At 49.8% G+C, this 15003-nt stretch carries 13 protein-coding genes and 1 pseudogene; 13 read left to right on the forward strand and 1 reads right to left on the reverse strand.

The window, feature by feature from the left end; genetic code table 11:
• The first annotated feature begins 10 nt into the window (after positions 1-10).
• From DXD02_RS10845 to DXD02_RS15960, 13 genes are all read left to right on the forward strand, one after another.
• Positions 11-1858: a glycerophosphodiester phosphodiesterase gene (locus tag DXD02_RS10845; RefSeq protein WP_118666837.1), complete on the forward strand. Its 1848-nt coding sequence runs from the start codon at positions 11-13 to the stop codon at positions 1856-1858.
• Positions 1859-1888: 30 nt separating this feature from the next.
• Positions 1889-3121, forward strand: coding sequence for an FtsW/RodA/SpoVE family cell cycle protein (locus DXD02_RS10850; protein WP_242856723.1), 1233 nt, complete (start codon positions 1889-1891; stop codon positions 3119-3121).
• A 95-nt stretch (positions 3122-3216) separates the two neighbouring features.
• Positions 3217-3450: an acyl carrier protein gene (gene acpP / locus DXD02_RS10855; protein ID WP_022462712.1), complete on the forward strand. Its 234-nt coding sequence runs from the start codon at positions 3217-3219 to the stop codon at positions 3448-3450.
• Positions 3451-3592: 142 nt separating this feature from the next.
• Positions 3593-5044, forward strand: coding sequence for a glutamate--tRNA ligase (gene gltX, locus DXD02_RS10860; RefSeq protein WP_118666838.1), 1452 nt, complete (start codon positions 3593-3595; stop codon positions 5042-5044).
• Positions 5041-6861 carry an ATP-dependent helicase gene (locus DXD02_RS10865; protein WP_118666839.1) on the forward strand — a complete coding sequence of 607 codons (1821 nt, stop codon included), beginning with the start codon at positions 5041-5043 and terminating at the stop codon, positions 6859-6861. The genes gltX and DXD02_RS10865 overlap by 4 nt, the downstream gene beginning before the upstream one ends.
• 150 nt (positions 6862-7011) lie before the next feature.
• On the forward strand, positions 7012-8004 hold the full coding sequence (locus tag DXD02_RS10870; RefSeq protein WP_117805089.1) for a 2-hydroxyacid dehydrogenase: 993 nt from the start codon (positions 7012-7014) through the stop codon (positions 8002-8004).
• 163 nt (positions 8005-8167) lie between these two features.
• On the forward strand, positions 8168-8527 hold the full coding sequence (locus DXD02_RS10875) for a zf-HC2 domain-containing protein (protein WP_022462716.1): 360 nt from the start codon (positions 8168-8170) through the stop codon (positions 8525-8527).
• Positions 8524-11199 (forward strand): DNA polymerase I, encoded by a 2676-nt coding sequence (gene polA / locus DXD02_RS10880; protein WP_117805088.1) that lies wholly within the window; start codon positions 8524-8526, stop codon positions 11197-11199. The genes DXD02_RS10875 and polA overlap by 4 nt, the downstream gene beginning before the upstream one ends.
• A 34-nt stretch (positions 11200-11233) precedes the next feature.
• The gene (coaE, locus tag DXD02_RS10885) at positions 11234-11833 is read left to right on the forward strand and encodes a dephospho-CoA kinase (protein WP_117510320.1); all 600 of its coding nucleotides are present in this window, start codon (positions 11234-11236) and stop codon (positions 11831-11833) included.
• Positions 11820-12617: an MBL fold metallo-hydrolase gene (locus DXD02_RS10890; RefSeq protein ID WP_055218850.1), complete on the forward strand. Its 798-nt coding sequence runs from the start codon at positions 11820-11822 to the stop codon at positions 12615-12617. Before coaE ends, DXD02_RS10890 begins: the two co-directional genes overlap by 14 nt.
• A 99-nt stretch (positions 12618-12716) precedes the next feature.
• A complete protein-coding gene (locus DXD02_RS10895) occupies positions 12717-12989 on the forward strand; it encodes an ACT domain-containing protein (RefSeq protein WP_022462719.1) in 273 nt (90 codons plus the stop codon).
• Between the two features lie 19 nt (positions 12990-13008).
• Positions 13009-14373 (forward strand): PFL family protein, encoded by a 1365-nt coding sequence (locus tag DXD02_RS10900; protein ID WP_022462720.1) that lies wholly within the window; start codon positions 13009-13011, stop codon positions 14371-14373.
• Positions 14374-14600: 227 nt separating this feature from the next.
• A complete protein-coding gene (locus DXD02_RS15960) occupies positions 14601-14834 on the forward strand; it encodes a hypothetical protein (protein WP_055267335.1) in 234 nt (77 codons plus the stop codon).
• Here the strand turns inward: DXD02_RS15960 and DXD02_RS10910 are convergent.
• Positions 14755-14937, reverse strand: a pseudogene (locus DXD02_RS10910) (IS66 family transposase); the annotation flags it as partial. The gene DXD02_RS15960 and the pseudogene DXD02_RS10910 overlap by 80 nt on opposite strands.
• Positions 14938-15003: the final 66 nt, after the last annotated feature.

Genomic DNA, 15003 nt, shown 5'->3' on the forward strand with positions numbered 1-15003 from the left:
ACAACAGCAGATGAGAAAAAAGGCAGTAAAAAATGCAGGAATGATACGAATTTATCTGAATATGGCATGGAAACTTTTGCAGAAAAACCTGCTTAGCATCGTGATATTTGAGACGGTCTACCGCCTGTTTTCCAGCCAGCTGGTTTCAAGACTCGCCAATGCGGCGATCAACTTTTCCTTAAAACAGCTGGGAACGAGTTATATGACATCGGAAAACTTCAACAAGATCATGCTGCATCCGCTGACCCTTCTGCTGATTTTTGGAATTCTGCTTGTTTTCTTTTTCTGTATGCTGCTTGAAATCTATGCTGTCATGGCGGCTCTGGAGGCCTCCTGGAAACGAAAACGGATTTCCGTTCCTGTCATGATGCTTGCCGGCGGAAGAGGAGCTGCACAGTTTGTGCGTGCCCGCCCGTGGACCTGGTTTTTTTACATGGCAGCGAGCTTCCCGTACCTTTGGCTGCACAGCAGCTACAGCGCCATCCGCAGTATGAAACTGCTTCAGGTTTCCCTGACGAAGATTTTCAATGCCTTCCCGGCATACTGGATCCCGGTGGTGCTGACGATTCTGCTTGTCGCGTTCTCGTTTGTGTTTTCCTACACCATCCCGTTCCGGTGCATGATGACGGAAAAAGAGAAAAATACCCATTTGCGGGTGCGCCAGACACTGGAAAAACGCGTGCTGCGTGAGCTTGGCATCAACGTCTTTTTCCAGGTGCTGATTTTTCTGATTACGTGGGTTTTGTATCTGATTTTCGGAACGGCTGTCGTTGCCTATGCAAAGCTGGTGAAAACGCCGTCTACCGTTGTCAGTACCGTCATCGTCTACGGTGACTGGGTCAAATCGACGATGAGCCTGATCGGCGGAGCGTTCGGCCTTGTCGGAAGCATTACGTATCTGTATCTGATTTTTATTCGTTCCTCCCGAAAGGGCTACCAGAAGAGCCGGACAACGAAAAAGCCGAGCTCGAAGCTGGTACGCACCTTCTGCGGTCCGGTAACGGCGGTGATTCTCACGATCGCCATGCTGGCGGGAGAAACGGTTTATCTTGTATATGCCATGCGCGCAACACGTGCAGAGGCAACGGCTTCCTCCCAGTATATTTCGGTGTCAGCGCACCGGGGCGGAGCCAGAAAAGCACCGGAAAATACGATGAGCGCGATCAAATATGCAGTGGACAGCATGTCGGATTACGCGGAGATCGATGTACAGGAGACGAGTGATGGTGAGATTGTCCTTATGCACGACACAAATCTGAAGCGGACAACCGGTCTGAATGCCAGCATCTGGACCCTGACCTACGATGAAATCAGCCAGCTCGATGCCGGTGTACGATTCAACAAAAAATTCCGCGGCGAGCAGATTCCGAAGCTGGAAGAAGTCATCGCGTACGCGAAAGGAAAAATCAACCTGAATATCGAAGTAAAATACAACGGCCACAACCAGAATATTGTCAAAAAAGTGGTGAAAATCATCGAGGACAATGACTTTGTGGATCAGTGTGTGCTGACTTCCATGAACTACAATTTTCTCAGGCAGGCAAAGAAAATCAATCCGGATATCAAGACCGGGTATACGATGAAAATGTCGTACGGAGGCCTGGAGGATATGGACGCGGCGGACTTCTTTTCTGTAAAATATACGTACATTACAGAAGGCTTCGTAGAGCATGCACACAGTCTTGGTAAAGAAGTCTGTGCCTGGACGCTGAATTATCAGGGAGATATGCAGCGGATGGTCAACTGCGGCGTGGACAACATTATCACGGACGATCCGGAGCTGGTGCGTAAGGTTATCCTCGGAACGACCGACCGAAATCCGGGCTTTGTCAGTCTGCTTGGCTATGCACTGAAATAAATGGAGTAAAACAATGGAGGTGGAAACTTCATGGCAGAGAAAGTAAACATGCCATCCCAGAAGAAAGAAAAGAAGAAAAAGAGGAAGAAAAAACTTCCTTCGGATTTTTATGATTATAACCTGCTTGCCTGCACGATTTTGCTGGCCAGCTTCGGACTGATTATGCTGTACAGCGCGAGCGCCTACGAGGCGGCCAGTACATTCAAAGGAAATGATATGTATTATTTCACGCATCAGGCGGGGCTTTCTGCTATTGTTCTGGTGGGGATTGTGATATTGTCGAAGTTTGTAGATTATCATAGTGTATGGTTCCAGCGGATTGCAGCACTGGTATACTGGGGAAGTCTCCTTCTGATGGCAGCGGTAAGGTTTACGCCGCTTGGTTATGAAGCCTACGGGGCGAGAAGATGGCTCCGGATCGGCAGTGTCAGTCTTCAGCCTGCGGAGATTGGAAAGCTGGGGCTGATTCTGTATTTGCCATACATTATCCTGAAGATGGGAAAAAATATGCGTACCATCCGCGCAAAAGCAATTGTCCTCGGACTTGGCGTGCTGCAGGCGCTGGCTGCGTGGATTCTGACGGACAACCTGAGTACCGCCATTATTCTGGGACTCATCGCCTGCGTCATTTTGTTTCTGGCGGACCCGGAGGTAAAATTTTATGCGCGTGTGATTCCGGGCGCGGCGGTAATTGGCGTTTTTGCGATTATCATTTTAAAAAATAATCTGCAGATCTTTGAAAGAATAGGCGGTGACTTCCGGTCGAACCGTATCTATGAATGGCTTTCCGGAGGCAGCTATCAGATTCTGCAGGGACTTTATGCGATTGGATCCGGTGGATTTCTCGGAAAAGGACTTGGCAACAGTACGCAGAAGATTACAACAATTCCGGAAGCACAGAACGATATGATCTTCTCGATCATCTGCGAGGAGCTTGGAATATTTGGCGCGATTCTTGTATTGCTGCTGTTTGGCTACCTGCTGTACCGTCTGTTTGTGGTTGCACAGAATGCGCCGGACGCGTATGGAATGCTGATGGTGAGCGGCGTTTTTGCACATATTTCCATTCAGGTTATTCTGAACCTGTGCGTTGTTCTGAAACTGATGCCGGCAACGGGAATTACCCTTCCATTTATCAGTTACGGAGGAACATCGGTGCTCTTTATCCTGACGGAAATCGGCATTGCCCTGTGCGTCTCCCGCTTTATTGTGTTCCAGGATGGAAAGAGCGGAGAAGGAGAGGCACAGGCGGAAGAACAGTAAAAGTAGAAAAATCTATTGACAAATGCCGGAATAACAGATACACTTTTTTCGAAAGAAATACTGGCTGCCGGGTAGAGGCAGGAAGGAGCAGGACAATGTTAGAAAAGATAAAAGAAATTTTAGTAGAACAGCTCAACTGTGATGCAGACAGCATCAACGAAGATACCTCTTTTAAAGATGACCTGGGTGCAGATTCCCTGGATCTCTACGAGATGGTTATGGCATTAGAAGACGAGTATGGAATTGAAATCGACACCGACGAACTGACAGACCTTTCTACCGTCGGCGACTTTATGGAATATTTGAAACAGCACGGCGTAGAGGTCTGAAAAAGAGCATTGCCGCTGGCAAAAGTGGAAGGATGGTGCAGCTCGGAAGAAACGCCGGGCTGTTTTCCATTCTAAATAAATGGTGGAAGGAAACAGACAAAAGGATTGTTCCAGAAAAACCAGAAATCAGGAGAAAAGAAAAATGAGCAATGTAAAAACAAGATTTGCACCGAGCCCGACAGGCCGGATGCATGTAGGAAATCTGCGTACTGCCCTGTATGCGTATCTGATCGCAAAACACGATGACGGAACCTTTATGCTCCGTATCGAGGATACCGACCAGGAGCGTTTCCAGGAAGGCGCACTTGATATCATCTACCGTACCTTAAAAGAGACCGGCCTGGTACACGACGAGGGACCGGACAAAGACGGCGGCTGCGGCCCGTACGTACAGAGCGAGCGTAATGCAGCAGGTCTGTACCTGAAATACGCAAAACAGCTGGTAGAGCAGGGTGACGCTTATTACTGCTTCTGTGACGCAGAGCGCCTGAGCCAGTGCAAGCGTAACGTAGGCGGAAAAGAAATCTCGATCTACGACAAACACTGCCTTGGTCTTTCCAAAGAGGAAGTAGAGGCCAATCTGGCAGCCGGCAAACCGTACGTCATCCGTTTCAATATGCCGACCGAAGGAACCACAACCTTCCACGATGAGATCTACGGAGACATCACCGTAAACAACGAGGAGCTGGAAGACCTGATCCTGATCAAATCCGACGGATATCCGACCTACAACTTCGCAAACGTCATCGACGACCATCTGATGGGTGTAACCCACGTTGTCCGCGGTAATGAGTATCTGTCCTCATCCCCGAAATACAACCGTATTTACGAGGCATTCGGCTGGGAAGTTCCGGTTTACGTACACTGTCCGCTGATCACCAACGAGGAGCATCAGAAGCTGTCCAAACGCTGCGGCCATTCTTCTTATGAAGACCTGATCGATCAGGGTTTCTTAAAAGATGCCATTGTCAACTTCGTAGCCCTTCTTGGATGGAGCCCGGAAGGAAACCGCGAGATCTATTCTCTCGAGGAGCTGATAAAAATCTTCGATTACCACCACATCAGCAAATCTCCGGCCGTTTTCGATATGACAAAACTCCGCTGGATGAACGGCGAGTACATGAAGGCAATGGACGACGAGAAGTTCTATGAGATGGCGCTTCCGTATATCCAGAAGACAGTCCACCGTCCGCTCGATTTTAAGAAAATTGCAGCCATGGTAAAAACAAGAATCGAAGTATTCCCGGATATTGCAGACCTCATCGACTTCTTCGAGGAAGTTCCGGAGTACGACGCTTCGATGTACACTCACAAAAAGATGAAGACAAACGAGGAGACCTCCCTTGCACTTCTTCAGGAAGTAAAACCGCTGCTGGCAGCGCAGGAAGATTTCAGCAATGATGCTCTCTTTGAGATGCTCAGCGCATTCGGAAAAGAAAAAGGATACAAGACCGGTTATATTATGTGGCCAATCCGTACCGCTCTTTCCGGAAAACAGATGACACCGGCCGGCGCAACGGAAATCCTTGAGGTTCTGGGAAAAGAGGAGTCTCTTGCCCGCATCGACAAAGCGATTGAGAAATTATCCAAATGATATATAATAATTCACAGAAAAAAGCGGTGATGCATACCACCGGCCCCATGATGGTCCTTGCCGGACCGGGGTCGGGGAAAACCGCAGTGATTACGGGGCGGACCTGCCAGCTTGTAACGAGCGGCATTTCCGCCTCTCGTATTCTTGTCGTAACATTTACGCGTGCGGCGGCAAAAGAGATGAAGGAGCGGTATTTGAAGGCGATGGGAAAGACGAGTACCCAGGTCACCTTTGGAACGTTCCACGGGGTATTCTACGCGATTCTGCGCCATACGTACCGCATGTCCGGCAACAATATTTTAAGCGAGGAAGAGAAAAAGCGGCTGATGCGCGAGCTGGTCAACCACTATGCCAGAGACCTGGAGGAAGAGGATCTCGAGGAAAATCTGGCGCGCGAAATCAGCACTGTGAAGAACAATCAGATCCCGCTGGAACATTACTATTCCGCCTGTATGCCGCAGGAAAAGTTCCGCGAAATCTATGAGGCGTATGAGAAATGGCGGAAGGAGAACAAAAAACTCGATTTCGACGATCTGATGGTGCAGTGCAAACGTCTCTTTCTGGAGCGGCCGGAGGTCCTCCGCGCCTGGCAGCAGAAATTTCAGTATATCCTGATTGACGAGTTTCAGGACATCAGCCCCGTGCAGTATGAGATTGTGCGGATGCTGGCGCTGCCGGAAAATAACCTCTTTATTGTCGGGGATGACGATCAGTCGATTTATCAGTTCCGCGGGGCCAAGCCGGAGATCATGCTGAATTTTCCGAAAGATTACCCGGGCGCGGCGCAGGTAGTGCTCGATAAAAATTACCGTAGTACGGAATTTATCGTGAAGCGGTCCCAATGCCTGATCCACCACAACAAAAAGCGGTATGAAAAGGCGATTTCCACCGACAACGAGAAAGGCGCTCCGGTTGCAATCCGGGGATATAAGAACCCGCGCGAGGAGATGCGTGCCGTTGCCGAGGAGCTGCGGGAGGCGGAGAAAAACGGCTGTCCGTATGAAGAGATGGCGCTTTTGTTCCGCACGAATCTTGGCTGCCGGACAGCAGTAGAGGAACTGATGGAAGCACAGATCCCGTTCCAGATGCGGGATACCCTGCCGGATCTCTATGACCACTGGATTGCGAAAGATCTGCTGACGTATCTGAATCTTGCGATGGGAAGCCGGAAGCGCGGCGAGTTTTTAAAGATTGCCAACCGCCCGAACCGTTATCTGTCGCGGGATGCCTTTGAGGAGGCGACTGTTTCGTTCGATGCACTTCTGGAATATTACGAAGAAAAAGACTGGATGTGCCAGCGGATCCGCAAACTGGAGCAGGATATCACGACACTGACGCATTTATCGCCGTTCGGCGCGGTCAATTACATCCGCTATGCGATCGGCTATGAACAGTATGTGAAGGAATATGCTGCATACCGCCATCTGAAAGAGGATGATCTGATTTCCGTTTTGGACGAGCTGCAGGAGGCGGCAAAGAGCCAGAAAAGCATCGAGGGCTGGTTTGCACATATTGAGGAATACCAGCAGAAGATGAAGGAAAAACAGAAGCAGCGCGCAGAGAGTGCGGAAGGAGTTATGGTTTCCACCCTGCACAGCGTCAAGGGACTCGAGTACGACAAGGTCTATCTTCTTGACGTCAACGAGGGTGTAATGCCGTATCAGAAAGCAGTCCTTGCGGAGGCGATCGAGGAGGAGCGGCGGATGTTCTACGTCGGAATGACGCGCGCCCGGAAAGAGCTGACGCTCTGTTATGTGGAGGAACGGTTTGAAAAGAAAGTCGAGCCGTCCCGGTTCCTGGACGAGGTGATCCAGTAAATTTGTACTGTTGTGAAAGATGTTGAAAATAAATTTACTAATTGATAAAATTTTAACAAATAATACATTGACAAAGTTTTAACAATGAAGTATAGTAATACCTGTAAGCGGGAACAATAAGATGACCGCAAAGCGAGGAGGAAAAACATTATGAAAATTTTATTTTACGATACCCAGAGCTACGACAGAGAATCTTTCGACCGAACCAAAGAGCAGTTTCCAGAAATTGAAGTGGAATATTTAAAAACCGGCCTTGCTGCAAGAACCGCTTCCCTGGCAAAGGGCTACGATGCCGTGTGCGCCTTCGTAAACTCCGATGTCGGAACAAAAACCGTAGAAGCACTGCATGAGGCAGGCGTCAAGCTGATCCTAATGCGCTGCGCAGGCTTCAACAACGTAGATTTAAAGACAGCTGCAAAATACGGCATTGATGTACGCCGTGTACCGGGTTACTCCCCGGAGGCTGTAGCTGAGCATGCGATGACACTGGCCATGACGGTAAACCGCCACATGCACAAAGCATATACGAAAGTAAGAGAAAACGACTTCAGTCTGGGCGGACTGATGGGATTTAACTTCTATCAGAAGACCGCCGGAATCGTCGGAACCGGAAAAATCGGTGCGGCTATGGCAAGAATCTGCCGCGGTTTCGGCATGAAAGTCATTGCTTACGATGTATACCAGAATGAATCCTTAAAAGATTTTGTTACGTACGTAACTCTTGATGAACTGCTGGCACAGAGTGATCTGATCTCCCTGCACTGCCCGCTGATGGACAGCACATACCACATGATCAACCGCGAGAGCATCAAAAAGATGAAAGACGGCGTGATCCTGGTCAATACGTCCCGCGGAGGTCTGGTAAAGACAGACGACCTGATCGAGGGAATCCGTGCAAGAAAATTCTTCGGCGTCGGCCTTGACGTATACGAGGAGGAAACCCCGAACGTATTCGAGGACCGTTCCGATGAGATTCTGGAGCACTCCACCACAGCACGTCTCCTGTCCTTCCCGAACGTTATGATCACTTCACATCAGGGATTCTTCACCGAGGAAGCACTGCGTGCGATTGCAGAGACCACACTGCAGAATGCACTGGATTTCGAGGCAGGAAAAGAGACCCCGAACATTGTCCGTGTATAATGGAAATCCACTAGAAAACAGTTATCTTATAAGAGAACAAGAGACAACCCATTTTCGGCGGGTTGTCTCTTTTAAATTATGAGAAAATAGTGTATGATGGTAGATAGCAGAAAAAACGGCCAGAGGAAAACACTGGCCGGATACAAAAGGAGAGCAGGATTTTATGGACTGTAAAGAAGCAGAAAAATTAATACAGCCATACGTGCAGGGAAATATGCCGGAGAAAGAGATGGAACCGTTTATTTCCCATATCCGGAAATGCCATACATGCCACGAGGAACTGGAGACATATTTTATTGTGAACCGTGCGATGGCATATTTCGAGGATGACGCGCCCGATTCCTACAATCTGACAGGACTTCTGGAACGCGATCTGGAGAAAAAAGAGGAAGAAGCGAGACACCGCCGGTACAAAGATACGTTTTTCCGGGTGCTGATGCTGATTCTCGTTCTGTTTCTGGTGCTCCTGGCTCTGCACTATTTTGAAGTGATAGAATTACCCTGGCTGAAAGGATTATTATGAGTGATAAAATCGTATTACTGGACGGACACAGTATTCTGAACCGGGCTTTTTACGGCGTACCGGATCTGTCCAATGCAGAAGGACTGCACACGAACGCCGTATATGGATTCCTGAATATTCTGTTTAAAATTCTCGATGAGGAGCAGCCGCAGTATCTTGCCGTGGCGTTTGACCTCCATGCACCGACATTCCGCCACAAAATGTATGACCAATACAAGGGAACGAGAAAGCCGATGCCGCAGGAATTGCGCGAACAGGTCCCGGTGATCCAGGAAGTGCTCGCAGCAATGGACATTGAGATTGTCACAAAAGAGGGCTATGAGGCGGATGATATCTTAGGAACGCTCGGCCGCAAATGCGAGGCGGAAGGGATGGAAGTTACGATCGTATCCGGAGACCGCGACCTGCTGCAGCTTGCAACGGACCACATTCTGATCCGGATTCCAAAGACCGTAAAGCGTGTGACGACGATTGAAAATTACCACACGGCAGAGGTGCTGGAAAAATACAGTCTTCTCCCTAAACAGATCATCGATCTGAAAGCGCTGATGGGCGATACCGCAGACAATATCCCGGGTCTGCCGGGTGTCGGCGAGAAAACCGCGACGAAAATCCTGCTGCAGTACGAGACACTGGAAAATGCGCATGCACATTTCGAGGAGATCAAACCGAACAAGGCAAAAGAAGCGATGCGTGATCATTATGATCTGGCGGAATTAAGCAAAAAACTTGCAACGATTGATACCGATGCGCCGGTGGAGCTCGACCGTGAAAAAGCGGCACTCTCGAATTTTTATACACCAAAAGCGTATGAGATGTTCAAACGTCTGGAGTTTAAGAACCTGCTGGGCCGCTTCGAGGAGACGAATGCAGAACCAGAGGATGCCGTCTTTCTGCGCACCGTAACGGATTTTTCCGAGGCGGAAGAACTCTTTGAAACCATCGCGAAGGAGGAGAAGGCAGGAGCCGCTCTTCTGACAGAAGAAACCCCGAAGGACGGACCGATGGCAGATCGGAGCCGTTCACTTGTCGGTATGGCAGTTGCGTATGGAAGCGGAGAGCCGGATGTTGTTTACTTCCCAGCAGAAGGTTTCCTGACCGGAGATTATTTAAAAGAAAAATTGACTGAGCTGCAGAAGCAGATTTCGGTTTTCTGCGTCATGGACGGAAAAGAATTTCTGAAGGATATGCCGGACGCCGATGAAGCCCATCTGTTTGATGCCGGAATTGCCGCGTATTTATTAAATCCATTGAAATCACAGTATTCGTACGATGATATCGTAAAAGAGTACGTACACCGCTATGTGCCGGCAGTGGAAGAGATCTTCGGCGGAAGCAAGATTCCGGCCGCAGGAAAGATGACGCCGGAACAGCAGGAGTCGTATGCAGGTCATCAGGCGTATGCTGTATTTGCCGCACAGGAAAACATGGAAAAGCTGCTGAAGGAGCAGGGCATGTGGGATCTGTACCGGAATGTGGAGATTCCGCTGGTGTTTACGCTCCGTCAGATGGAAGCGGATGGAATCGCCGCAGAAAAAGAAGCACTTTCCGTTTACGGAGCTGAGCTGGCGGAGCGGATCGGAGAGCTGGAGGCACAGATCTACGAGGAGGCCGGCGAGGAGTTCAACATCAATTCCCCGAAGCAGCTCGGCGTGATTCTGTTTGAAAAGCTGCAGCTTCCGGGCGGCAAAAAGACCAAGACGGGTTATTCCACCGCCGCCGATGTGCTCGAAAAGCTCGCACCGGATCACAAACTCGTTGCCGATATTCTGGAGTACCGCCAGCTTGCCAAACTGAAATCGACGTACGCCGACGGTCTGCAGGCCGTGATCGGGAAAGATGGAAGAATCCATTCGACATTTAACCAGACCATCACCGCGACCGGCCGCATCAGCAGTACCGATCCGAATCTGCAGAACATTCCGGTGCGGATGGAGCTTGGCCGTCTGATCCGGAAAGCCTTCGTGCCAAAGCCTGGCTGTGTCTTTCTGGATGCCGACTATTCCCAGATTGAGCTCCGCGTGCTGGCCCATATGTCGGGCGATGAAAACCTGATCGAGGCGTACCGCGAGGCGGAGGATATCCACCGCATGACGGCATCGAAAGTGTTCCATGTGCCGCTTGAAGAGGTAACACCGCTGCAGAGAAGAAATGCGAAGGCGGTCAACTTCGGTATCGTATACGGCATCAGTTCGTTCGGTCTGGGCCAGGATCTCGGCATCAGCCGGAAAGAGGCAGAGGCCTATATCCAGCAGTATTTCGAGACGTATCCGGGTATCCATGAGTTTTTGAACCGCTGCGTAGAGGATGCCAAAGAAAAAGGCTATTCCGTGACGATGTTCGGACGCAGACGGCCGATGCCGGAGCTGAAATCGAGCAACTTTATGCAGCGGTCATTCGGCGAGCGCGTTGCGATGAATGCGCCGATCCAGGGAACGGCGGCGGATATTATTAAAATAGCGATGATCCGCGTGGCGAAACGGCTGAAAGAGGAGCGGTTAAAGACCAGACTTCTTCTTCAGGTACACGATGAGCTGCTGCTGGAAGTGCCGGAAGACGAGCTCGAAAAGGCAGAACAGATCCTGGAAGAGGAGATGACCGGGGCAGCACATCTGGCTGTCAAACTCGAGATCGATATGCACACAGGAAACAACTGGTACGAGGCGAAATAGTGCACTCATACCAGGAGCGAAAGGATACAAAAGAATGAAAGTTTTTGGAATTACAGGCGGCGTGGGCGCCGGAAAAAGCGAAGTGCTCACGTACCTTGGACAGAATTATGATGCAACGGTGATCCAGGCGGACGAGGCAGGTTACCTTGTGATGCTGCCGGGCGGCGAATGCTATGGAGAGATTGTGAAGCTGTTCGGCAGACAGATCACCACAGAGACCGGCGAACTTGACCGGAAACGGATTGCTGAGATCGTTTTTCAGGACGAAGAAAAGTTAAAAGCCCTGAATGCGATCGTTCATCCGGCGGTAAAACGGTATATCAAAAAAGCCATTGCAGCCGCGGAAAAAGCAGGGACGGAATACGTCTTTGTGGAGGCCGCACTCTTAATCGAAGAAAAATATGATGAAATTTGTGATGAACTGTGGTATATTTATGCGGATGAAGAAGTCCGGAAGGAGCGATTGATCGAAGGACGCGGCTATTCCGAGAAGAAAGTACGCGAAATCATGGCAAATCAGCTCTCCGAGGATGAATTCAGCAGCCACTGCGATTTTGAAATCGACAACAGCGGCGATTTTGAGGAAACAAAAAAACAGTTAGACCATAGGATGAAAAAATATGAAACTTTGTAGTATTGCAAGTGGTTCGAGCGGAAACTGCATTTTCGCGGGAAGCGAGACCACAAGCCTTCTGATTGATGCGGGCATCAGCGGAAAGCGCGTGGAGGCGGGACTGGCTGTTCTCGACCGCAGCGCGAAGGAGCTGGACGGCATTCTCGTGACACATGAGCATTCCGATCATATCCAGGGCCTTGGCGTGCTGGCGCGCCGGTATGGTATTCCGATTTACGCAACGGATGGAACAATTCAGGCGATGCAGCAGACGAAGAGCCTTGGAAAGTTTCCGGAGGGGATTTTTCACACGATTCACGCGGATGACACGTTTACACTGGGAGACATCGCCGTACATCCGTTTACGATCTCCCACGATGCGGCAGAGCCGGTCGGCTACCGCATGGAATCCGGCGGGAAATCGATTGCGATTGCGACGGATCTTGGCGTTTACAGCGATTACACGGTTCAGAATCTGACCGGGCTGGATGCCGTTTTGCTAGAGGCAAATCACGACGAGAACATGCTTGCGGTCGGACCGTACCCGTATCCGTTAAAACAGCGGATCGCCGGGGCAAAAGGCCATTTATCGAACCTGGCGGCAGGCCATCTCCTCTGCGAGATTCTGCACGACAATCTGCAGGAAGTGCTGCTCGGCCATCTGAGCAAGGAAAATAATTATGAGGCACTGGCCTTTGAAACCGTGGCCTGCGAGGTCACAACGGGTGATAATCCGTATCACTCGGGTGATTTTCATCTCGCTGTCGCTAAAAGAAGCGAAGTATCACCGTTAATTGAGGTTTAAATATACATTTTTAGAGCTACATACCATGTTTTTCGCAAGGCCGCCATTACCGGTTTTTCCGGGGCTTTGACATAAAACCAGAAAAAGGAGAATGGAAACATGAAGAAGACAATTATCACTGTCGTAGGCAAGGACACCGTGGGCATTATCGCAAAGGTATGTAATTATCTGGCAGAGAACCAGGTAAACATCGAAGACATTTCTCAGACGATTGTGCAGGGATATTTCAACATGATGATGGTAACGGACGTCTCCAAGAGCGAGAAATCCAACGCAGAGCTTGCAAAAGATCTGGAGGAGCTTGGAAGTTCCATCGGCGTTGTCATCCGCTGCCAGCATGAAGATATTTTCAATATGATGCACCGTATCTAAAGCGAAGGAGAAAAACGACATGATAAATCTGTTTGAAGTAAAGGAAACGAACGAGATGATCGAAAAAGAGAATCTGGACGTTCGTACCATTACCCTTGGAATCAGTCTTATGGACTGTATCGACTCCAATCTTGACAAGCTGAACCGCAAAATCTACGACAAAATCACGACGACTGCCAGAAATCTGGTTTCCGTAGGTGAGGAGATCGAGGGCGAGTTCGGTATTCCGATTGTAAACAAGAGAATTTCCGTTACCCCGATTGCCTTAGTCGGCGCAGCAGCCTGCAGAACGCCGGAGGATTTCGTGACGATTGCACAGACTCTGGACCGTGCGGCAAAAGAAGTCGGCGTCAATTTCCTCGGCGGCTATTCCGCTCTGGTAAGCAAAGGTATGACGACAGCAGATGAGCTTCTGATCCGTTCTATCCCGAAGGCACTGGCTGTGACGGATTTTGTCTGCAGCTCCATCAACCTTGGCTCCACTAAAACCGGTATCAACATGGATGCTGTCAAACTGATGGGTGAGATCATCAAGAAGACGGCGGAGGCAAGCAAAGAGAACAACTGCCTTGGATGCGCAAAACTCGTTGTTTTCTGCAATGCACCGGACGACAACCCGTTCATGGCAGGCGCTTTCCACGGCGTAACCGAGGCGGATGCCATCATCAATGTCGGCGTTTCCGGCCCTGGTGTTGTCAAACATGCTCTGGAAAAAGTACGCGGCGAGAACTTTGAGGTACTCTGCGAGACGATCAAGAAGACGGCGTTTAAGGTAACGCGTGTCGGCCAGCTCGTTGCACAGGAGGCTTCCAAGCGGCTGAACATTCCGTTTGGTATCATTGACCTTTCCCTGGCACCGACTCCGGCGATCGGAGATTCCGTTGCGGATATCCTTGAGGAGATCGGCCTCGAGCACGCAGGTGCACCGGGAACGACAGCGGCGCTGGCACTTCTGAACGATCAGGTGAAAAAGGGCGGTGTTATGGCATCTTCCTATGTCGGCGGTCTCTCCGGCGCATTCATCCCGGTTTCTGAGGACCAGGGTATGATCAACGCAGTCAACGACGGTGCGTTGACCATCGAGAAGCTGGAAGCTATGACTTGTGTCTGCTCTGTAGGCCTTGACATGATCGCCATCCCGGGAGACACGAAAGCATCGACCATCTCCGGAATCATCGCAGATGAGCTTGCCATCGGTATGGTCAACCAGAAAACAACGGCAGTCCGCCTGATCCCGGTCATCGGAAAAGGCGTGGGCGAGACCGTAGAATTCGGCGGCCTCCTCGGCTATGCACCGATCATGCCGGTCAACAACTTCTCCTGCGAGGCATTCGTCAACCGCACCGGAAGAATCCCGGCACCGATTCATTCGTTTAAAAACTAAAAAGACAGCTGAAAAGCCGGCAGTGATCCTGGATGGAAAGGATCGCTGCCGGCTTTTTTTACTATCTGCGCAAATAAAAATAGTAATTTTAAGGAATGTATAGTATGATATATTACATACTGATAATTTTACTTGCAACCCATAAAAAGTGTAAGAAAAAATGAATTATTACGGGGAACTTCAGCGGTAGCAGCCGTTGTTCTAGCAATACCTCTGCGGATGTGGATGTGAAGGCCGCCATAGAAAACACAAAGTATTATTTGAACAAAAACGGCAAAATGCAGACTGGCTGGCAGAAGATCGGTGGAAAATGGTATTACATGGATAAGAACGGAGCGCTGCAGGAATCTAAATGGATCAGCGGAATTTATTATGTAAAAGTCGATGGGCAGTCCGTTCGTCTGATGAAAGACCGGAAAGCTTTCCTTCCTCCCGGTAAATCGCACGGATCTGGTTCATGATGAGGTACAAAACAGACTGTTTCCTCAGATCTTTCGGTATGACCTCCAGTGCCTCATGGAACTTGCGCCTGTAATGTACCCAGCACCCTGCGATCTTCAGATCTCCAAAATATGATGTTCCTCAACTTCGACTTTTCAGGCACAAAGCGGTAACATCTGGATATGGCAT

The sequence above is a fragment of the Blautia sp. TF10-30 genome, assembly GCF_003481245.1.
GTDB classification, from domain to species: domain Bacteria; phylum Bacillota; class Clostridia; order Lachnospirales; family Lachnospiraceae; genus Fusicatenibacter; species Fusicatenibacter saccharivorans.